Raw genomic sequence first — 18,825 nt, forward strand, 5'->3', positions numbered from 1 at the left:
CTGCGACCATGGTCGGGTGAACGAGATCCCGCAGAGCACGCTTCCCGAGGAGACCTTTTTCGACGCGATCGGCGGCGAGGCCACCTTCCGCCGACTGGTGCACCGCTTCTACCAGGGCGTCGCCGAGGACGAGCTGCTGCGGCCGATGTACCCGGAGGAGGACCTCGGCCCCGCCGAGGAGCGCTTCGCGCTCTTCCTCATGCAGTACTGGGGCGGGCCCCGGACCTACAGCGAGGAGCGCGGCCACCCGCGGCTGCGGATGCGCCACTCGCCGTTCAAGGTGGACCGCGCCGCGCACGACGCGTGGCTGCGGCACATGCGCACCGCCCTCGACGAGCTGGAGCTGCCGGAGGACGCCGAGCGTCAGCTCTGGGACTACCTGACGTACGCCGCCGCCTCCATGATCAACACGGCCGGCTGAGGCCGCACCGGGACCCGCCCCGGCAGGGATCCAGGGCTCCGTCCGCGCCCGTGCCGTATCCGCCGGCCCACCTCGGCCCGGCCCGGGATCAACTCTCGGACGGGCCCGAGGGGCCGAGGTGCCCCTCGACGGCGGTGTGGGGGACCCTATCGACCGTCACCGACAGCCGCGCCGGACCCGGCAGGGGGCTTCCGGCCGGACACGGCCTACCGCAGCGGGCTGAGCCCCAGTCCGGCGCCGGGGGCGGCGGTGCTGCGGACGGCGATCGAGCCGGCCGGGGCGCTCAGCCGCAGCCAGCCGCCCGCGCGGTGCACGGTGAGCGGGACGGCGGGCCGCAGGAAGCCGATCACATGGGCGGCGTGCGCGGCCCGCAGCGGAAGACCGGGGACGGCACCCAGCGGGCGGGACCAGATCTCGTCGGCGAGCGCGTCGAGGACCTGCCGCGAACGGTGGTGCTCGGGCACGGCCTCGCTGCGCCGGCGGAACTCGCCGACGGCGGCCGTGACCTCGGGGAGGACTTCGAAGGCCGACGGCTCGGCGATCAGCTCCCAGCCGGTGCGGGGCGGCAGCAGGCCGGCCCAGGCGGGGCCGGTGACCGGGGCGGGGACGGTGACGGTGCCGTTCTCCGTGTCCACGGCGTCCAGCAGCTGCCCGGCGGAGACGGTGGCGTCCGTCCCGGCGGGCGCGCCGGTCAGCCGGGCGGTGCGGACGGCGATCGCCCCGGAGGTGCCGAGCGGGAGCCGTCCGAAGACCGCGAGCACCCCGCTGTCCTCCGGGCCGGGCACCGCCTGGAGGCGGACCGCGGCGGCGCGGTCGAAGCGCAGCAGGCGGGCCAGGAAGGCGGCGAGGTCGGCCGCCCCGCCGTGTTCGGCGAGGACGAGGCCGGCGGGTCGGCCGGTGACGGGGATGCTGCTCACGATCGTGCGTACCGTCCGGCTCAGGCGACGGCCGCGGCGGCCGGGGCCTCGTCCATGAAGCGGGAGAGGAACTCTCGCTCGACGGGGCTGATCCGGCGCGGCCGGCCCTCGACCAGGTCGTAGGGGACGACCACGGTGGAGGCCTTGACGTAGACCGTCACCTTGCCGTCCTCCGCGGTGTCCTTGATCTCGTAGGAGACGGTGAGCGAGGCGCCGCCGATCTTGGTGACCCAGGTCTCGATCGTCACCGGGGCCGGGCGGTGGACCAGCGGCCGCTTGTACTCGATCTCGTGGCGCGCCACCACCGAGCCGCCCGCGAACTCCCCGGCACCGGCCTCGGCGGCCTGGGTGAACATGAAGTCGATCCGGGCCTCCTCCAGGTAGCGCAGGAAGACCACGTTGTTGACATGGCCGAAGGCGTCCATGTCGGACCACCGCAGGGGGCAGGCGTAGATGTGGCGTGCCACGAAGGATCTCCTCAGACTTCGGTCGCCCGTGGACGGAACACGGGCGGGTGGCCGGGCAGGGCACCCCCAGGGGGCAGCCTGCCCGGCCGTTGTTGCGCCGGCGTTGCCGGCGGCTGTCGTCGCGGGGACGGTCAGCCGCGGGTCAGCTTCTTGTAGGTGGCGCGGTGCGGGCGGGCGGCGTCCGGGCCGAGCCGCTCGATCTTGTTCTTCTCGTAGGACTCGAAGTTGCCCTCGAACCAGAACCACTTGCTGTCGCCCTCGTAGGCGAGGATGTGGGTGGCGACGCGGTCCAGGAACCAGCGGTCATGGGAGATGACCACGGCGCAGCCCGGGAAGTCGAGCAGGGCGTTCTCCAGGGAGGAGAGCGTCTCGACGTCCAGGTCGTTGGTGGGCTCGTCGAGGAGCAGCAGGTTGCCGCCCTGCTTGAGGGTGAGCGCCAGGTTGAGGCGGTTGCGCTCACCGCCGGAGAGCACGCCGGCCGGCTTCTGCTGGTCCGGGCCCTTGAAGCCGAACGCGGAGACGTAGGCGCGGGACGGCATCTCGACCTGGCCGACGTTGATCCAGTCGAGGCCGTCGGAGACGACCTCCCACAGGGTCTTCTTCGGGTCGATGTTGGCGCGGTTCTGGTCGACGTAGCTGATCTTGACGGTCTCGCCGACCTTGACCTTGCCGTCGTCCGGGGTCTCCAGGCCCTGGAGCATCTTGAAGAGCGTGGTCTTGCCGGCGCCGTTCGGGCCGATCACGCCGACGATGCCGTTGCGCGGCAGGGTGAAGCTCAGGTCGTCGATCAGCAGCTTCTCGCCGAAGCCCTTGGACAGGTTGTCCACCTCGACGACGACGCTGCCCAGGCGCGGGCCCGGCGGGATCTGGATCTCCTCGAAGTCCAGCTTCCGCATCTTGTCGGCCTCGGCCGCCATCTCCTCGTAGCGGGCGAGGCGCGCCTTGGACTTGGCCTGGCGGCCCTTGGCGTTGGAGCGGACCCACTCCAGCTCTTCCTTGAGCCGCTTGGCGCGCTTGGCGTCCTTCTGGCCCTCGACCTTGAGACGGGTCTGCTTGGTCTCCAGGTAGGTGGAGTAGTTGCCCTCGTAGGGGAACGCCCGGCCGCGGTCGAGCTCCAGAATCCACTGGGCGACGTTGTCGAGGAAGTAGCGGTCGTGGGTGACCGCGACGACGGTGCCGGGGTACTTGGCGAGGTGCTGCTCCAGCCAGTTCACCGACTCGGCGTCGAGGTGGTTGGTGGGCTCGTCGAGGAGCAGCAGGTCGGGCGCCTCCAGCAGCAGCTTGCAGAGGGCGACGCGACGCTTCTCACCACCGGAGAGCTTGGTGACCGGCCAGTCGCCGGGCGGGCAGCCCAGGGCGTCCATGGCCTGCTCCAGCTGGGCGTCGAGGTCCCAGGCGTTGGCGTGGTCCAGGTCCTCCTGGAGGCGGCCCATCTCCTCGAGCAGCTCGTCCGAGTAGTCGGTCGCCATCAGCTCGGCGATCTCGTTGAACCGGTCGAGCTTGCCCTTGATCTCCTTGACGCCGTCCTCGACGTTCTCCAGGACGGTCTTGGACTCGTCGAGCGGGGGCTCCTGGAGGAGCATGCCGACGGTGAAGCCCGGCGAGAGGAAGGCGTCGCCGTTGGAGGGCTGCTCCAGACCGGCCATCATCTTCAGCACCGTGGACTTACCGGCACCGTTGGGGCCGACGACGCCGATCTTCGCCCCGGGGAGGAAGGACAGCGTCACGTCGTCAAGGATGACCTTGTCGCCGTGTGCCTTGCGCACCTTGCGCATGGTGTAGATGTATTCCGCCACGTGAGATCGCTCCGGCGTCGTCGGGTGTATTCGGCTTGCAGCCTTCCATTGTGCCGCACCGGGCAGGCCCTCCCGAACTCCCGCCGGTCACACCGGTCGGCCGGGCCGACGAGCGCCCCGGGGAACGCGCCGGCCCCGCCCTCCGGGGTGGGAGGACGGGGCCGGGCCCGGGTGCCTCAGCCGTGGGAACGGCTCACACCCGCGGTGCGGTCGCTCAGGCGGCGCTGCGGCCGTGGCGGCCGCGGCGGCGCAGGGCGAAGACGGCGGCGCCGCCGGCGGCGACGAGCAGGCCCGCGATGCCCGCGATCATGCCGGTGTGGCTGCCGCCACCGGTGCTGGCCAGGCTGCCGCCGGTGGTCGAGCCGGTGCTGCCACCGGTCGTCCCGCCGGTGGTGGTGCCGCCCGTGGTACCGCCGGTCGTGCCACCGGTGGTGCTGGTGGTCTTGCAGTCGAGGATGCCCTTGAACTCTTCCTTGAGGTTCGGGCCGGTCACCTTGATGTCGTAGGTGGCGTCCTCGGCGACCGGGACGAGCACGGTCTCGGTCTTGCCGGCCCCGACGGTGATGCTCTTGCCCGGGGTGACGGTCACGGTGGCCTGCTCGTCACCGCTGTTGGTGACGGTGACCTGGACACCGTTCTTGGTGCAGTCGACCTTGGCCGTGGCCTCCAGCAGCGGGCCCTTGGCCTGCGTCCAGGTGGCCTTGGCGGTCTTGTTGACGCTGAGCTCCTCGGAGCCGGCCAGGATCATCGTCTGGCTGTGCTTCTCGGGGGTGTAGCCGACGCTCAGGAAGACACGGCCGGTGGGCACGGTGGTGGTGGCCGAGGCCTTCACGGTGGCCGAGCCGGCCGCGGTGCCCGCGGGGACGTCCAGGAACAGCTTGGTGTCCTTGGCGATCGGGCCCTTCAGGTCGGAGACGGCCTTGCCGTCCTTGTCGACCAGCTTGACCTTGCCGCCGGAGGAGTCGCCGGTGAGCGCGAGCTTGACCGACTCGGCGCTGCTGTTGAGGGTGAACGGGCCGAGCTTGCTGCCCGACTTGCCGCTCACGGCGGACGGGTCGAGGTCCAGCGAGGGCGCCGGCTCGGCGGGGAGGCCGGTGTTCTTGCTGCCCGCGAGGTACTCGGTGAGCTGCTTGGCCTCGGCGTCGAGCGGCGTGGCGGCGGTCTTGTTGTCCGAGTAGCGCCAGATCGCGGCCTGGGTGCCGGCGGCCGCGTCCTCCTTGGTGAACTCGCCCTTGATGCCGACCGCGGCCTTCACCGCGTCGAGGGAGAGCTTCGGGTAGGAGTGCTCGAGGATCCAGCGGATCTTGCCGGCGGCCTCGGCCTTGCCCGGGGCGCCGAGCGAGCTGGACGCCCAGTTGGACTCCTGGTACTTGACCGCGTCCTTGATCTTGACACCGTGGTCGATGTCGATGCAGTACGTCTGGATGAGCTTGCCGTCATCCGTCTTCAGCGTGAACAGACCGCCCTGGATCACGTGGCCACCGCCGGTGTCGACGGACCCGCTGACCATGGTCGGCTGAATCGTCGCGATGATGCCCGCGCCGCTGTCGGCGGAGGCCGCACCGGCGGCGATCAGGCCGCTCGCCACGGCAATGCCGGACGCGAGCATGACAGTACCTATGCGGGAGACAGCCCGCTTCTGGCTGTGGAACATGAGTGATCCCTCCGGGCCGGGCTCTGCCGATGGCAGCCCGCCCTGCAAAGCGGTGTCCCCTGTGACACCGCTGCACATGTGTGGACCCGACGCATCATATTGAGGGTTGAGACGCTTCCCGCAGTTGTACGGAACCAGGACAGTTCCGTTGCCGTTTCGTTATCAAGGAGCAGACGGATCGTTTTGGTTGACGTTTCACCAGATCTCACGGATCGTCATCGCACCACCGCCGGAACGGTGCTGCGCCCGCGCCCGGCGGCCGTGCGGCGGTCGGGTCACCCGGCCGGCCCGGACCGTCGGCCGGCCGCGGCCGCGGCCGGCGCTCCGTCGCCACCCACCGACGCGGCGCCAACTCCGCCCGCACCGGCCGCAGTCACGCGCTCGGCAGCGCGCCGCGCCTCGACCGCGGCGACGATCCAGTCCGGTACGGCCTCGCCGACCGGGGCCGGATCGCCCGCCCGCCCGAGGCCGACGGGACCGGGCGCATCCGAACCGCCCTTCTCCTGATCGGACCGTCCGCGGACGGCCCATCGGAACGCCGAGGTGCCGCGGGTCAGGTCGTGGCCCACCGAGCGGGCGTCGATCTCCACCGCCGTACGGCGCGCACCCTCCTCGCCCCACTCCCTGACCCGCAGCCGGCCGCTGACCACGACCGGGTCGCCCTTGTTCACCGAACTCACCACGTTCGTCGCCAGCCAGCGCCAGGCGACGACCGTCACCCAGGTCGTCTCGCCGTCGACCCAGTCGCCGCTGCCGCGGTCGAAGCGCCGCTCGGTCGTGGCCATCCGGAAGTTGGCGACCGGGACACCGGCCGGCGTCTGCGCATAGGTGACCGTCGAGGCGACATTGCCGACGATCGTCACCAGGGTCTCATTCACGGAAAATCTCCCTCCGGGCGGAAATGGCCGAGCCGAATCGCTCGCACCGCGATGGTTCCGAACCGCCGGAATGCCCGGAAGAGGACATGCAAATCCTGTGGAAAACCGGGGGGTGTGGAGAACTCCGCTCACTCGGGAGTGTGAATCACAATGGGAATTCGAGCCTCCGGGAACCTGCCGTACCGCGAGGTCATGACAATGCTGCGGCCGGTCCGCACCCACCGTCGGGCCCCGAACGGGTGGCCGGAGTCCGCTTCCGTCCAGGTCATCCAACCGAAGTAACCCAAATCCGACCCCCACCGCGCGGACTTCGGGCCGATTCACACGCCGAATCCATAACAGGTGGGGAGGCAGCCCCGTAACGACTGCACAACGTCCGGGTCCAGATCCCGTCAGACCGCTGCACGTCCGGCCGCCACCTGCGATTATCGGACCGCTCCGCCAAGGCCGACACACCCGACGCGGTGCCGGAAGGTCCGACGGAGGATGCGGACACCCTTATCCTGTCCCGGGCATCCCGTGCCGGACGGGGCAGGGTGCCGCCCACCAGCCGTACCCCTGGAGCCCGGGCCCGGGCACCGTCCGAACGCCCGCAGGTCCGCCACCACCCAGGCCGGCGCCCTCCGGGCCGACCCAGCCATGCCCCCATAGCTCAGCGGATAGAGCACCCGCCTTCTAAGCGGTAGGTCGCAGGTTCGAATCCTGCTGGGGGCGCCACCACGGCACGGCCGCCGTCGGCCGACCGGTCCGCCGCCGGCCCCGGCGACGAACCGCACGGGCGCAGATGCCGCCGCCCCGCGCCCGCCGGCGTCAGTCCGCGGCGATCCCCGCGAGAGCACCGTCCAGCAGGGCGATCTGGCGCTCCGCCGGGAACTCGTCCGGCGCGAACAGCGCCTGCACCACCAGCCCCAGGACGAACGCCTGCAGCGCCGCCGCGACCTCCTCCGGCCCGCGCCCGGCGGGCAGTTCGCCGGCCCGCTGCGCCTGCGCCACGAACTCCGTGAGCCGCTCCCGCGACCGCCGGTAGCGCCCGGCGTGATCGGCCGCGAGCTCCCCGTCGGCGAGCGCGGCGTCCCAGGAGCCAACCCAGATCCGGTTGTCGGCGGCGCCCGCGGCGTCCAGCGGCAGCACGTCCAGCAGCAGCGCCCGCACCATGGCCAGCCCCCCGGCGGGGGCGGCGCGCTCGGCGGCCGGGCGGGGCCGTTCGGCCGCCCGCCGGTCCAGCACCTCCAGCGCGTGCGCCACCAGGGCGCGCTTGTTCGGGAAGTAGTGGGTGAGCAGGCCGGTGGTGGCCCCCATCTCGGCGGCGACGGCGCGCAGCGTCAGGCCGCCGAAGCCGCGGGCCGCGAGGACCCGCCACACCGCCTCGGAGACGTCTCGGCGGCGGGCGTCGTGGTCTCCACGGGCGGGGGTCATGCGCGCTAGGGTACCTGCCAAACGTTTGTTATGTACCCAGGCCGCGTGCCGCACCCCGGCACGCACCGCCGCGGCGGCCCGACGGCCGCCGCACCGACCGGAGGGACGCCCGCCGTGTACGCCGTACCGCTCGCCGAGGACGCCGAGCTCCGCCCGCTGGAGCCCTGGCAGGCCGCCGAATTCTTCGAGCACATCGAGCGCGCCCGCGCCAACACCGACCCGTGGATACCGTGGGCCACCCGATCCACCGATCTCGAATCGGCCCGTGCGACGCTGCAGGGATTTGCCGACCGGCAGGCCGCCGACAGCGGGCGGATCTTCGGAATCTGGCTCGACGGGACACTGGTCGGCGGCGTGATGTTCGTGCACTTCGACACCGCGGCCGGGATGTGTGAAATCGGTGTGTGGACCGAAAAGAACGGTGAAGGACGGGGCCTCGTCAGCATCGCCGTCCGGCACCTGATCGACTATGCGGTCCTCGAGCGCGGCCTGCACCGGGTCGAGTGGTGGAACAGCACCGGCAACGCCCGCAGCCGCGCGGTGGCGCAGCGGATGGGCATGCACCTGGACGGCACCATGCGCGAGCACCAGCTGTACAACGGCGTCCGGCTGGACTACGAGGTGTGGTCCGTCCTCGCGCACGAGTGGCGGGCCCGGACCGGCGGGAGCACCGACAGCGGGGACGGGGGCACGGGCGGGGCCGCCGGTACGAAATCCGGGTGACACCCACCGCCGCACGACGGATGATCGGACGTCGGCCCCGGACGCCCGCGGGCCGCCCCACGCCGCCCCGATGCAGCCTCCCGAGGAGGACCTCCGCATGGTCCAGCGCAGCACCGTCCCGAGCCTGTTCCCGCCGCCCGGCTACGCGCACACCGCGGTGGTGGAGCCGGGCACCCGGCTGGTGTTCCTCGCCGGCGGCGTGCCGCTGGACAAGGACGGCACCCTGGTGGGCCCGGGCGACCGGGTCGCGCAGACCCGCCGGGTCCTGGCCAATCTGGAGGAGGCGCTGCGGCACGTCGGCAGCACCCTGGCGGACGTGGTGGCCAGCACGGTGTACGTGGTCTCCGGCGAGCCCGGCCCGCTCTCCGAGGTGTGGGACGTCGTCAACGCCTCCGGCCTGGCGGAGGGGCCGCACACCTCGACGCTGCTGGGGGTGGCCTGCCTCGGCTACACCGGGCAGTTGGTGGAGATCACAGTCACCGCCGTGGTCCGGGAGGACGCCGCTGTGGAAGGGTGAGGTGCACCCCTCACCCATCCCGGAGGCAGTGATGGCCGAAGTGTTCGAGACCGGCGTGGCCGGGCTGCGCGCGGAGCTCGACGGTCCGGTGGCCACGCTCGTCCTGGACCGGCCGGAGCGGCGCAACGCCATGACGCTGGCGATGTGGCGCGGCCTGCCGGGCGTACTGGACCGGATCGCCGCGCAGCCGGGTGTCCGGGCGCTGCTGGTGACGGGTGCAGCGCGGACGTTCTGCGCCGGTGCGGACATCGCCGAACTGTCCGAGGTGTACGCCGATCCGGCGCGGGCCGATGCCTACCACGCGGAGAACGTGGCCGCGGAGGAGGCGCTGGCCGCCTTCCCGCACCCGACGATCGCCGTGGTGCACGGCGCTTGCGTGGGCGGGGGCTGCCAGTTGGCGGTCGCCTGCGACCTGAGGTTCGCCGCGCACGACGCGCGGTTCGGCATCACCCCGGCGAAGCTGGGCGTGGTCTACCCGTCGGTGCCGACCGTGCGACTGGCCGGTCTGGTGGGCCCGGCGCGGGCCAAGTACCTGCTGTTCTCGGGCGAGTTGGTGACCGCGGAGCGGGCGGAGCGGTTCGGCCTGGTGGACGAGGTGCTGCCGGCCACCGAACTGGACGGGCGGGCCAGGGAGTTCGCCGGCCTGCTGGCGAAGCGCTCGCCGCAGACGATCGGCGCCGTGAAGGACGCGCTGTCGGTGCCGCCGCAGGAGGCGGCCGCGGCGGTGGCGCCGTGGGAGCGCAAGTCCCGTGAGGCGCCGGACGTCCGGGAGGGCCTGGCCGCCTTCCTGGAACGGCGCGAGCCCCGGTTCTGAGCCCGGGGCCCGGCGCCGCCGGTGCTGTGCAATGCCGTGCCGTGCCGTGCCGTGCGTCAGCGGATCGGCATCCCGGAGATGGCCCGGGAGATGACCAGCCGCTGGATCTCGCTGGTGCCCTCGAAGATCGTGTAGATGGCGCTGTCGCGGTGCATCCGCTCCACCGGGTACTCCCGGGTGAAGCCGTTGCCGCCCAGGATCTGCATGGCCTGCGAGGTCACCCACTTCGCGGTCTCGCCGGCGTACAGCTTGGACATGGAGCCCTCGGCGCTGGTGAACGGCTTGTTGGTGGCGGCCATCCAGGAAGCCCGCCAGACCAGCAGCCGGGCCGCGTCGATCCGGGTCTTCATGTCGGCGAGCTGGAAGGCCACGCCCTGGTTGTCGATGATCGGGCGGCCGAACTGCACCCGGGTCTTCGCGTAGTCGAGCGCGACCTCGTACGCGGCGCGGGCGATGCCGATGGCCTGGGCGCCGACCGCGGGGCGGGAGGCCTCGAAGGTGGCCATCGCGGCGTTCTTGCCCTTGGCCGAACCCGAGGCGCCGCCGGCGGCGCGCTCGCGGGCGCGGGCGAGCCGCTCGTCCAGCTTCTCCTTGCCGCCGAGCAGGCAGTGGCCGGGCACCCGGACGCCGTCGATCACGACCTCGGCGGTGTGCGAGGCCCGGATGCCGTGCTTCTTGAACTTCTGCCCCTGGGAGAGGCCGGGGGTGTTCGGCGGCACCACGAAGGAGGCCTGGCCGCGGGCGCCGAGGGCCGGGTCGACGGTGGCGACGACCACGTGGACGTCGGCGATGCCGCCGTTGGTGGCCCAGGTCTTGGTGCCGTTCAGCACCCACTCGTCCTTGGCCTCGTCGTAGACGGCGCGGGTGCGCAGCGCGGAGACGTCGGAGCCGGCGTCGGGCTCGGAGGAGCAGAAGGCGGCGACCTTGACGTCGTCGGGGGTGCCGAACATCTGCGGTGCCCAGGTGCCGATCTGCTCCTCGGTGCCGTTGGCGAGCACGGCGACGGCGGCCAGCGTGGTGCCGACGATGGACAGGCCGATGCCGGCGTCGCCCCAGAAGAGCTCCTCCATGGCGATCGGGATGCCGACGCCGGAGGGGTCGAAGTACTGCTGGGCGTAGAAGTCGAGCGAGTAGATGCCGACCTTCGCGGCCTCCTGGATGATCGGCCAGGGGGTCTCCTCGCGCTCGTCCCACTCGGCGGCGGCGGGCCGGATCACGTCGGCGGCGAAGCCGTGCAGCCAGTCGCGGACGGCGATCTGGTCCGGGCCGGGATCCAGGGAGAAGGTGCTCATCGGGAATGCCTCCGCAGGAGCGTGCGCAAGGGAAGGAAGGGTGGCGGCGGCGCCGCAGCAGGGTGTTACCTCGGGTAACATCGAGGGGAGTCTGCTACTCATTGGTAGCGATGTCAACGCCCGACCGAGGAGGACGCAGCACCGTGTCGACCCCCGCCGCAGCGCCGGCCGGCGAGCCCCGCCGGGAGCAACTGCTCAACGCCGCCGACCGGGTCGTCCAGCGCGAGGGCCCCGGCGCCAGCATGAACGCGATCGCGGCCGAAGCGGGCATCACCAAGCCGATCCTCTACCGGCACTTCGGCGACCGGAACGGCCTGATCGGCGCCCTGACGGAGCGCCACACCGCGGGCCTGCTGGCCGCCGTCCGCGCGGCGCTCAGCGAGCCGCTGGAGCGCCGCGACCAGGTCGAGCACGTCATCGACACCTATCTGGCCGCCATCGAGTCGCGGCCGCAGGTCTACCGGCTGCTCACCCACCCCGAACCGGGCGACCCGACCGGTGCCGGCAACGCGCTGGCCCCGGCACTGCGGCAGATCGCCGAGGAGATCACCCGGGCCGTGCAGACCCAGGTCGACCTGGGCGCCGACACCCCGCTGCTCTCCGAGGCCTGGGGCCGGGCCATCACCGGCATGGTGCTGGCGGCCGGCGACTGGTGGCTGGAGCAGAAGCCCTGCCCGCGGCCGCGAATGGTGCAGGCGCTGGCCGATCTGCTGTGGGGCCGGCTGGCGGCGGCCGCCGCGCTGCCGCCGGTGGTGGCGCCGCCCGCGGCCGAGCCTGATGCCCCCGAGGAAACCTGAGCACTGCTCACCTCTTGCCGCGGACCCTTCTGACGCCGCATCATCTCGCTCACCGACTCCCGTGCGAGGTGTCCCGTGCGCGTCCTCCGTACCGCCGCAGTACTCCTCCTGGCCGCAGCCGCGCTGCTCGGCGCCGCGCCGCCCGCGGCGCCGGCCCGGGGCGCGGTCGACCGTGTCCCGGCCGGCACTGTCACCACCCCCGACGGCCGCACCCTGTTCACCGACCGCGCCGGCCGCACCCTGCAACTGCGCGGCTTCAACCTCGACAAGTACGCCGAGGCCACCGGCGCCGACCTGGCCGCCGTCGCCGCGCAGGGCTTCACCCTGGTGCGGATCGCCGTCTCCTGGACGCGGCTCGAACCGGCCGCCGGCCGCTACGACCGCGCCGAACTCGCCCGCGTCCGCGGCCTGCTGGACGCCGCCGCCCGGCACGGCCTGCTCGCCGTCGTCGACTTCCACCAGGACGTGTACGGGCCGGCGTTCGGCGGCGGCGACCGCGGCGTCCCCCGCTGGGCCACCCGCGACGACGGCCTGCCCTTCGAGCCCGACCCCGACGACTGGTTCGCCGGCTACTTCCAGCCCGCCGTGCAGGCCGCCTTCCGCCACCTGTACGACGACCCGGACCTGCGCGCCGCCCAGACCGCGCTGTACACCACCGTCGCCCGCGAACTGCGCGGCCACCCCGCCCTGTTGGGCTACGACCTGTTCAACGAGCCGTTCGGGCCGATCGACGGCGACCCGTTGGACCCGGCCGTGCTGGCCGCCGCCGCTGCCGAGCTGGAGCAGGGACGGCTCGCCGACATGTACCGCCGGCTGATCGCCGCCGTCCGCCGGGTCGACGACCGCTCCTGGCTGTTCGTCGAACCGACCGTGCTGGTCGGCCAGGGCGTACCGACCCGGCTGCCGCAGTTCGCCGACCCGCGCCGCGGCCGGGACCGGATCGGCTACGCGCCGCACTTCTACGACACCGCCGTGGAGGCCGGCCGGGACTGGGACGAGTCCGGCGGCTTCGTGGAGCGCTACACCGCCGCGATCACCGCCTACCCGCGGGCCGGCCGGCTGCCGGTGCTGGTCGGCGAGTGGGGCCCGCCGAGCGCCCGCACCCCCGGCAACGCCCGGCTGGTGGAACGCCAGACGGCCGCGATGGCGGGCTTCGCCGCGGGCTGGACGATGTGGTACTGGTGCCGGGGCGAGGGCGGGTACTGCGTGCTCGGCCCGGACGGCCGGCCCGCCCCCGGGCACGGGCCCGCCTTCGGCCCGTACGCCGCCGCGCTGGCCGGGCTGCCGGTCGCCGAGTCCCACGGCGGCGGGCGCTGGACGCTCACCTTCACCACCGGGCGGCCCGGCGGGACGAGCCTGCTCACCGTGCCCGCATCGGCCTTCCCGCAGGGCTTCCGGGTGCAGGCACCCGGAGCCGCGGTGGAGGTCCGCCGCCCGCAGGGCGAGCGGGCCGGGACGGTCCGGCTGGTGTACCCCGCCGTCCGCCCCGGCACCCGCGTCACCGTGGTGCTCTCCCCCTGATCGGAGAGCGGTGCTCCCCGTCGCGGCCGGTCAGACCAGGCCGCGGCGGGCCAGCAGCGGACCGATCTCCGGGTCGCGGCCGACCACGGCGCGGAAGCAGTCCAGCGCCGGGCGGCTGCCGCCGCGGGCGAGCAGCTCGCGCCGGAACACCTCGCCGCTCTCCCGGACGCTGCGGCCGTTGCCGTCGAACCACTCGACGGTGTCCGCGTCCAGCACCTCGGACCAGATGTAGGCGTAGTACCCGGCGCTGTAGTCGCCCGCGAAGACGTGGCTGAAGTACGGCGTCCGGTAGCGCGGCGGCACCGCCGCGACCGTCAGGCCGGCCCGGGCCAGCGCCTGCGCCTCGAACTCCTCGGCGTCCGCGACCTCGTGGCCCGCCGGCAGGGTGTGCCAGGCCCAGTCGATCACGGCCGCGCCCAGGTACTCGACCGTGCGGAAGCCGACACCGAAGGACTCCGCGGCCGCCATCCGCTCCACCAGGGCGTCCGGCAGCGGCTCCCCGGTGGCGTGGTGGCGGGCGTAGTTGGCCAGCACCTCGGGCCGGGTCATCCACATCTCGTTGACCTGGGAGGGGAACTCCACGAAGTCGCGCGGCACTTCGGTGCCCGAGAAGAGCGGGTACCGGACGTCGGAGAACAGCCCGTGCAGGGCGTGCCCGAACTCGTGGAAGAGGGTGCGCACCTCGTCCCAGGTGAGCAGCGCGGGCTCGCCCGGCGCCGGCTTGGCGATGTTGAGGTTGTTGACCACCACCGGCCGCTTGCCCAGCAGGTGCGACTGCTGCACCAGTTCGTTCATCCAGGCGCCGCCGCGCTTGGAGTCGCGGGCGAAGAAGTCGCCGAGGAACAGGCCCAGCGAGGTGCCGTCCTCGTCGAACGCCTCGAAGACCCGGGCGTCCGGGTGGTACGCCACCAGCTCCGGCCGCTCGGTGAAGCTCACCCCGTAGGCGAGGTTCGCCGCGAAGAACACGCCGTCGTGCAGCACCCGCTCGAGCTCCAGGTAGGGGCGCAGCTCCGCCGCGTCCACCTGGTACGAGGTCTGCCGCACCCGCTCCGCGTAGTACGCCCAGTCGTGGGCGGCGAGCTCGGTGAGGCCGTCCGCGCGGGCGGCGGCGAGCAGTTCGGCGGCCTCGCGCTCGGCGTTGGCGACCGCGGGGCCGACGAGGCGGCCGAGCATCGCGTCCACCGCGGCGACGCTGCCCGCGGTCTCGTCCGCCACCACGTACGCGGCGTGGCTGGGGTGGCCGAGCAGGGCGGCGCGCTCGGCCCGCAGCGCGGCCATGGTGATCGCCAGCGGCCCGTTGGCCCCGGCGGCCCGTCCGAGCGAGGCCGCGAGCAGGCGCTCGCGCAGCGACCGGTCGGCGAGCTGGGCGAGCTCGGTCTGGTTGGAGAAGTTCTTCAGGCTGAGCACGTACGAGCCGGGGCGGCCGAGGGCGCGGCCGTTCTCGGCCGCGGCGGCGACGGCGTCCGGCGACAGCCCGGCGAGCTGCCCGGCGTCGTCCACGACGATCGCGCGGGCCCGGGTGTCCTCCATCAGGTTGCGGCGGAAGGCGGTCGCCGCGGCGGCGAGTTCGGCGTTGATCTCGCGCAGCCGCTGCTGGTCGGCGGCCGGCAGTTCGGCGCCGGCGCGGACGAAGGCGGTGTGGTGGCGCTCCAGCAGCCGCAGCGACTCGCCGTCCAGGGCGAGGCTCTTGCGGCTGCGGTACAGGGCGTCGACCCGGGCGAACAGCCCGGCGTCCAGGTGGATCGCGTCCCGGTGGCCGGCCAGCCGCGGGCTGATCACCTCGTCCAGCTCCTGCAGGCCGGGGCTGGTGTCGGAGTCCCCCTGGTTCTCGAAGGCCAGCCGGACGCGGCGCAGCAGCGCACCCGAACGCTCCAGCGCCACCACCGTGTTGTCGAAGGTCGGCGGCTCCGGGTCGGCCACGATCGCGGCGATCTCGGCGAGCTGCAGCGCCATGCCCCGCTCGAACGCCGGCAGGTAGTGCTCCTCGCGGATCTCGGCGAAGGGCGGCAGCTCGTGGACCAGGGTGCTGGTCCCGTAGAAGGGGTTGTCGCTCATTCCGCCGACCCTACGCGCTGTCACCACCACTGCCTACGGGCTCAGGAGGCGGCTTCCGCCCGCTGGCGGAACCCCGCCGCGCGGGCCCACAGAGCCGGGCCGACCGGTCGCGGGCACCGGTGCCGCCCCGCGTCGGCCGGGCGTTGTCGGTGGTGCGCGCTACGGTCGGAAGCAGGGGCCGCCCGGCCCTCCGTACCCATGCCGCACGCCCGAGCACCTGCCCGGCTGCCCGCCGACGAGAGACGGGAGGAGGCCACCGATGGCCCCCCGGTACGCCCTGGTCCCCGACCCGCACGGCCCCGGCGGCCGCCTGCAGCCGCTCGCCGACGACGGCGGCCCGCTCGGCCCGCCGCAGCACGCCCCCTCGCTCGCCGCGGCGATCGCCGAGGTGGAGGCCGCCGGTCAGCCGCGCTGGGTGTTCGCCTCCACCGACAGCGCGTACGCGCCGCTGCTGCCCGTCCGGCTCGCCCGCAGCCACGACCTCCGGCTCACCGAGCCGCTGCTGCTCGGCCACGAGGGCCGCTGGGGCGAGCCCCGCTCGCTCGGCGCCGCCTGGGCCCGGCTGCGCGGGCTCCCGGTGCCCACCGACCTCCCCGAGAGCGCCGCCGCCGAGGACGAGCAGGACGGCCTGTTCGCCCCCGACCGGCTGCAACTGCCGCCCGGCGCCGACCCGCTGGAGGCCGTGGTGGCCGTCCACGCCGAACAGTTGCGGCGGACGGCGGCGATCGGGGACCCCGCCGAACGCCACCGCTTCCGGCTGCTGGCGGCCGCCGAGTCGGCCGGCGGCCTGCTCGCCGCCGAGATGGCCCGCGACGGCCTGCCCTGGCGCAGCGACCTGCACGACCTGCTGCTCACCGAACTGCTCGGCCCGCGCCCGCAGATCCCCGGCACCCAGCCGCGCCGACTGGCCGAGCTCTCCGTCGAGCTGCAGCAGTCGCTCGGCGGCCGCCCGTTCAACCCGGACTCGCACGGCCAGGTGCTGAAGGCCTTCGCCGAGCAGGGCATCCACCTGTCCTCCACCCGCAGCTGGGAGCTGCGCCGCGTCGACCACCCGGCCGCCGAGCTGATGATCCGCTACAAGGAGCTGTCCCGGCTGCACGCCGCGCACGGCTGGGCATGGCAGGCCGCCTGGGCGCGCGGCGGCCGCTTCCGGCCGGAGTACGTGGTCGGCGGGGTGGTGTCCGGCCGCTGGGCGACGCGCGGCGGCGGGGCGCTGCAGATCCCGCGCATCCTGCGCCGCGCCGTGGTCGCCGACCCGGGCTGGGCACTGGTCGTCGCCGACGCGGCGCAGCTGGAGCCGCGGGTGCTCGCCGCGCTGTCCCAGGACGCCGGGCTGGCCCGCACCGCCGCCGAGGGCGACCTGTACGAGGCGCTCGCCGCGACCGCCTTCCACGGCGACCGCGGCAAGGCCAAGCTCGGCCTGCTCGGCGCCATGTACGGGCAGACCAGCGGCGACATCGGCCCGCTGCTGGCCACCCTGCGGCGGCGCTACCCGGCCGCCATGGGCTATGTGGAGGCCGCCGCGCGCACCGGCGAGGACGGCGGCATCGTCCGCTCCCGGCTGGGCCGCACCTGCCCGCCGCCGTCCGCGGACTGGCTCGACCTGACCGAGGCCCCGGAGACGGCGGGCGAGGCCGGCGGCCGCTCGGCCCGCGCCCGCGGCCGCTTCACCCGCAACTTCGTCATCCAGGCCAGCGCCGCCGACTGGGCACTCGCCCTGCTGGCCGCGCTGCGCCGCCGGCTGGCCGGGCTGTCCTCCGGGGCCGACCGGCCGCACCTGGTGTTCTTCCAGCACGACGAGGTGGTGGTGCACGCCCCGGCCGACCTCGCCGACCGGGTGGCCGGGGAGGTGGCGGCGGCCGCCGAGGAGGCCAGGGTGCTGGTCTTCGGCGACACCCCGGTGCGCTTCCCGATGAGCACCGCGGTGGTCGACTGCTACGCCGACGCCAAGTAGCAACCGCCCGCGGGTCAGAGCTTGCGGAAGCCGCGGGCCTCCTCGGCGGCGCGCACCACCTCGTCCAGCGCGGCCCCGGTGGAGGCGGTGACCACCGCGGCGACGGCGCCCTCGACGAACGGCGCATCGGCCAGCACGGCCCGGCCCGCCCGCTCCGCGAGGACCAGTTTCACCGTCATCACGGCGCTGCCGAGGTCGGCCAGGACGGCTGCGCCGCCGCCCCCGTCGGCCTCGTCGAGGGCGCGCGCCACCTTCTCGTCGCTGGTGCCGAGCCGGCCGTCCGCGGTGCCGGCGGCGAGCGCCACCCGGACGGTGCCGGACCCCAGTTCGGCCAGCAGTTCGGCCAGTCCGGCGGCCAGTGCCGGGCTGTGCGAGACCAGGACGACGCCCACCGGTGCAGCCATGCCCGCACCCTACCCACGGCACCGCCCGGCACCGGTCGTCCCCGGAGCGGCTCGCGCCGGCCCCTGGCGCGGCGGGGCCGGACGGGGCTCCGGCGTGTCGCAGCGCCCGGTCCCCGGGGGTGTCCGGCGTAACGTCGGGCGCGGAGAGCCGCGCCCGAGGGAGTGCCGCGTGAAGAAGCTGATCAACAGCCCGGAGACCGTCCTGGCGGACGCCCTCGCCGGTGTCGCCGCCGCGCATCCGGAGCTGGCGGTGGACGCCGCCGCCCGGGTGGTCCGCCGCGCGACCCCGGCCGGGGCGGGCAAGGTGGCGCTGGTCTCCGGCGGCGGCTCCGGCCACGAGCCGCTGCACGTCGGCTTCGTCGGGCCCGGCATGCTGGACGCCGCCTGCCCGGGCGAGGTCTTCACCTCGCCCGTCCCCGACCAGATGCTGGCCGCCGCCCGGGCCGTGCACACCGGCGGCGGGGTGCTGTTCGTCGTGAAGAACTACACGGGCGACGTCCTCAACTTCTCGCTCGCCGCCGAACTCGCCGCCGAGGAGGGCATCGAGGTGGCGACCGTCCTGGTCGACGACGACGTGGCCGTGCAGGACTCCACCTTCACGGCGGGCCGCCGCGGCACCGGGGCGACCGTCGCCGTGGAGAAGGCCACCGGCGCCCTCGCCGAACGCGGCGCACCGCTGGCCGAGGTCGCCGCCGTCGGCGAGCGGGTGAACGCCGCGTCCCGCTCCTTCGCGATCGCGCTGACCGCCGCCACCGTGCCGGCCGCGGGCCGCCCCGGCTTCGACCTGCCCGAGGACGAGATCGAGGTCGGCGTCGGCATCCACGGCGAACCGGGCCGCCGCCGCGAGCCGCTGCGCCCGGCCCGCGACCTGGTCGCCGAGGTGGTCGACACCGTCCTCGCCGACCACGACCTCGCCTCCGGCGACGAGGTGATCGCCCTCGTCAACGGGATGGGTGCGACCCCGCTGCTGGAGCTGTACGTGGTCTTCGGCGAGGTCCGGACCCGGCTGGACGCGGCCGGGGTGCGGATCGCCCGCAGCCTGGTCGGCAACTACGTGACCAGCCTGGACATGGCGGGCTTCTCACTGACCCTCACCAAGGCCGACCCCGAGCTGCTGCAGCTCTGGGACGCCCCGGTCGCCACCCCCGCCCTGACCTGGTCCTGAAGCCCCGCGGGCGGAGGCCGCCCGTGCCCGTACC

General features: G+C 73.8%; 17 protein-coding genes and 1 tRNA gene. 9 read left to right on the forward strand and 9 right to left on the reverse strand.

Annotated features, from left to right (window positions below; translation table 11 throughout):
• Positions 1-16 precede the first annotated feature (16 nt).
• Positions 17-421 (forward strand): globin, encoded by a 405-nt coding sequence (locus AB0M03_RS25140; RefSeq protein WP_363494526.1) that lies wholly within the window; start codon positions 17-19, stop codon positions 419-421.
• Positions 422-627: 206 nt separating this feature from the next.
• On the opposite strand, the gene AB0M03_RS25145 is transcribed toward AB0M03_RS25140, so the two are convergent.
• The 5 genes from AB0M03_RS25145 to ssb form a co-directional block, all read right to left on the reverse strand.
• Positions 628-1,338 (reverse strand): hypothetical protein, encoded by a 711-nt coding sequence (locus AB0M03_RS25145; RefSeq protein WP_363494528.1) that lies wholly within the window; start codon positions 1,336-1,338, stop codon positions 628-630.
• Positions 1,339-1,358: 20 nt separating this feature from the next.
• Positions 1,359-1,805, reverse strand: a complete 447-nt coding sequence (locus AB0M03_RS25150) for a thioesterase family protein (protein WP_363494530.1) — start codon at positions 1,803-1,805, stop codon at positions 1,359-1,361.
• A gap of 131 nt (positions 1,806-1,936) precedes the next feature.
• On the reverse strand, positions 1,937-3,601 hold the full coding sequence (ettA, locus tag AB0M03_RS25155) for an energy-dependent translational throttle protein EttA (RefSeq protein WP_363494532.1): 1,665 nt from the start codon (positions 3,599-3,601) through the stop codon (positions 1,937-1,939).
• A 214-nt stretch (positions 3,602-3,815) separates the two neighbouring features.
• Positions 3,816-5,210, reverse strand: coding sequence for a Cys-Gln thioester bond-forming surface protein (locus AB0M03_RS25160; protein ID WP_363494534.1), 1,395 nt, complete (start codon positions 5,208-5,210; stop codon positions 3,816-3,818).
• A gap of 320 nt (positions 5,211-5,530) precedes the next feature.
• Positions 5,531-6,133: a single-stranded DNA-binding protein gene (gene ssb, locus AB0M03_RS25165; RefSeq protein ID WP_363494536.1), complete on the reverse strand. Its 603-nt coding sequence runs from the start codon at positions 6,131-6,133 to the stop codon at positions 5,531-5,533.
• 641 nt (positions 6,134-6,774) lie between these two features.
• On the opposite strand from ssb, the gene AB0M03_RS25170 reads away from it, so the two are divergent.
• Positions 6,775-6,850 (forward strand) — tRNA-Arg (locus AB0M03_RS25170).
• 93 nt (positions 6,851-6,943) lie between these two features.
• Here AB0M03_RS25170 and AB0M03_RS25175 read toward each other — a convergent pair.
• A complete protein-coding gene (locus AB0M03_RS25175) occupies positions 6,944-7,549 on the reverse strand; it encodes a TetR/AcrR family transcriptional regulator (RefSeq protein ID WP_363494538.1) in 606 nt (201 codons plus the stop codon).
• Positions 7,550-7,663: 114 nt separating this feature from the next.
• On the opposite strand from AB0M03_RS25175, the gene AB0M03_RS25180 reads away from it, so the two are divergent.
• From AB0M03_RS25180 to AB0M03_RS25190, 3 genes are all read left to right on the forward strand, one after another.
• On the forward strand, positions 7,664-8,272 hold the full coding sequence (locus AB0M03_RS25180) for a GNAT family protein (RefSeq protein WP_363494584.1): 609 nt from the start codon (positions 7,664-7,666) through the stop codon (positions 8,270-8,272).
• Positions 8,273-8,369: 97 nt separating this feature from the next.
• Positions 8,370-8,789, forward strand: a complete 420-nt coding sequence (locus AB0M03_RS25185) for a RidA family protein (protein ID WP_363494540.1) — start codon at positions 8,370-8,372, stop codon at positions 8,787-8,789.
• 31 nt (positions 8,790-8,820) lie between these two features.
• Complete coding sequence (locus AB0M03_RS25190; protein WP_363494542.1) at positions 8,821-9,603, forward strand: enoyl-CoA hydratase/isomerase family protein; 783 nt, start codon at positions 8,821-8,823, stop codon at positions 9,601-9,603.
• Positions 9,604-9,659: 56 nt separating this feature from the next.
• Here the strand turns inward: AB0M03_RS25190 and AB0M03_RS25195 are convergent, their stop codons facing one another.
• Positions 9,660-10,895, reverse strand: a complete 1,236-nt coding sequence (locus tag AB0M03_RS25195) for an acyl-CoA dehydrogenase family protein (protein ID WP_363494544.1) — start codon at positions 10,893-10,895, stop codon at positions 9,660-9,662.
• A 143-nt stretch (positions 10,896-11,038) separates the two neighbouring features.
• Here AB0M03_RS25195 and AB0M03_RS25200 point away from each other — a divergent pair, with 143 nt between their 5' ends.
• Positions 11,039-11,692: a TetR family transcriptional regulator gene (locus AB0M03_RS25200; RefSeq protein WP_363494546.1), complete on the forward strand. Its 654-nt coding sequence runs from the start codon at positions 11,039-11,041 to the stop codon at positions 11,690-11,692.
• A gap of 75 nt (positions 11,693-11,767) precedes the next feature.
• A complete protein-coding gene (locus AB0M03_RS25205) occupies positions 11,768-13,213 on the forward strand; it encodes a cellulase family glycosylhydrolase (protein ID WP_363494548.1) in 1,446 nt (481 codons plus the stop codon).
• Between the two features lie 30 nt (positions 13,214-13,243).
• On the opposite strand, the gene AB0M03_RS25210 is transcribed toward AB0M03_RS25205, so the two are convergent.
• Positions 13,244-15,268 carry a M3 family metallopeptidase gene (locus AB0M03_RS25210; RefSeq protein ID WP_363494550.1) on the reverse strand — a complete coding sequence of 675 codons (2,025 nt, stop codon included), beginning with the start codon at positions 15,266-15,268 and terminating at the stop codon, positions 13,244-13,246.
• 259 nt (positions 15,269-15,527) lie between these two features.
• On the opposite strand from AB0M03_RS25210, the gene AB0M03_RS25215 reads away from it, so the two are divergent.
• Entirely contained in the window at positions 15,528-17,222 is a 1,695-nt protein-coding gene (locus AB0M03_RS25215; protein WP_363494551.1) for a bifunctional 3'-5' exonuclease/DNA polymerase, read from the forward strand.
• A 14-nt stretch (positions 17,223-17,236) separates the two neighbouring features.
• Here the strand turns inward: AB0M03_RS25215 and dhaM are convergent, their stop codons facing one another.
• On the reverse strand, positions 17,237-17,626 hold the full coding sequence (dhaM, locus tag AB0M03_RS25220) for a dihydroxyacetone kinase phosphoryl donor subunit DhaM (protein WP_363494553.1): 390 nt from the start codon (positions 17,624-17,626) through the stop codon (positions 17,237-17,239).
• Positions 17,627-17,795: 169 nt separating this feature from the next.
• Between dhaM and dhaK the strand changes: the two genes are divergently transcribed.
• Positions 17,796-18,791, forward strand: a complete 996-nt coding sequence (gene dhaK, locus AB0M03_RS25225) for a dihydroxyacetone kinase subunit DhaK (protein ID WP_363494555.1) — start codon at positions 17,796-17,798, stop codon at positions 18,789-18,791.
• The last annotated feature ends 34 nt before the right edge of the window (positions 18,792-18,825 follow it).

The organism is Kitasatospora sp. NPDC051914 (assembly GCF_040680995.1).
GTDB lineage: Bacteria > Actinomycetota > Actinomycetes > Streptomycetales > Streptomycetaceae > Kitasatospora.

Excerpts from the sequence above, each read along its gene's own strand:
- AB0M03_RS25160 (WP_363494534.1), bottom strand. The coding sequence starts at position 5,210 with ATGCTCGCGTCCGGCATTGCCGTGGCGAGCGGCCTGATCGCCGCCGGT.
- AB0M03_RS25175 (WP_363494538.1), bottom strand. The coding sequence starts at position 7,549 with ATGACCCCCGCCCGTGGAGACCACGACGCCCGCCGCCGAGACGTCTCC.
- AB0M03_RS25185 (WP_363494540.1), top strand. The coding sequence starts at position 8,370 with ATGGTCCAGCGCAGCACCGTCCCGAGCCTGTTCCCGCCGCCCGGCTAC.
- AB0M03_RS25190 (WP_363494542.1), top strand. The coding sequence starts at position 8,821 with ATGGCCGAAGTGTTCGAGACCGGCGTGGCCGGGCTGCGCGCGGAGCTC.
- AB0M03_RS25195 (WP_363494544.1), bottom strand. The coding sequence starts at position 10,895 with ATGAGCACCTTCTCCCTGGATCCCGGCCCGGACCAGATCGCCGTCCGC.
- AB0M03_RS25210 (WP_363494550.1), bottom strand. The coding sequence starts at position 15,268 with ATGAGCGACAACCCCTTCTACGGGACCAGCACCCTGGTCCACGAGCTG.
- AB0M03_RS25215 (WP_363494551.1), top strand. The coding sequence starts at position 15,528 with ATGGCCCCCCGGTACGCCCTGGTCCCCGACCCGCACGGCCCCGGCGGC.
- dhaM (WP_363494553.1), bottom strand. The coding sequence starts at position 17,626 with ATGGCTGCACCGGTGGGCGTCGTCCTGGTCTCGCACAGCCCGGCACTG.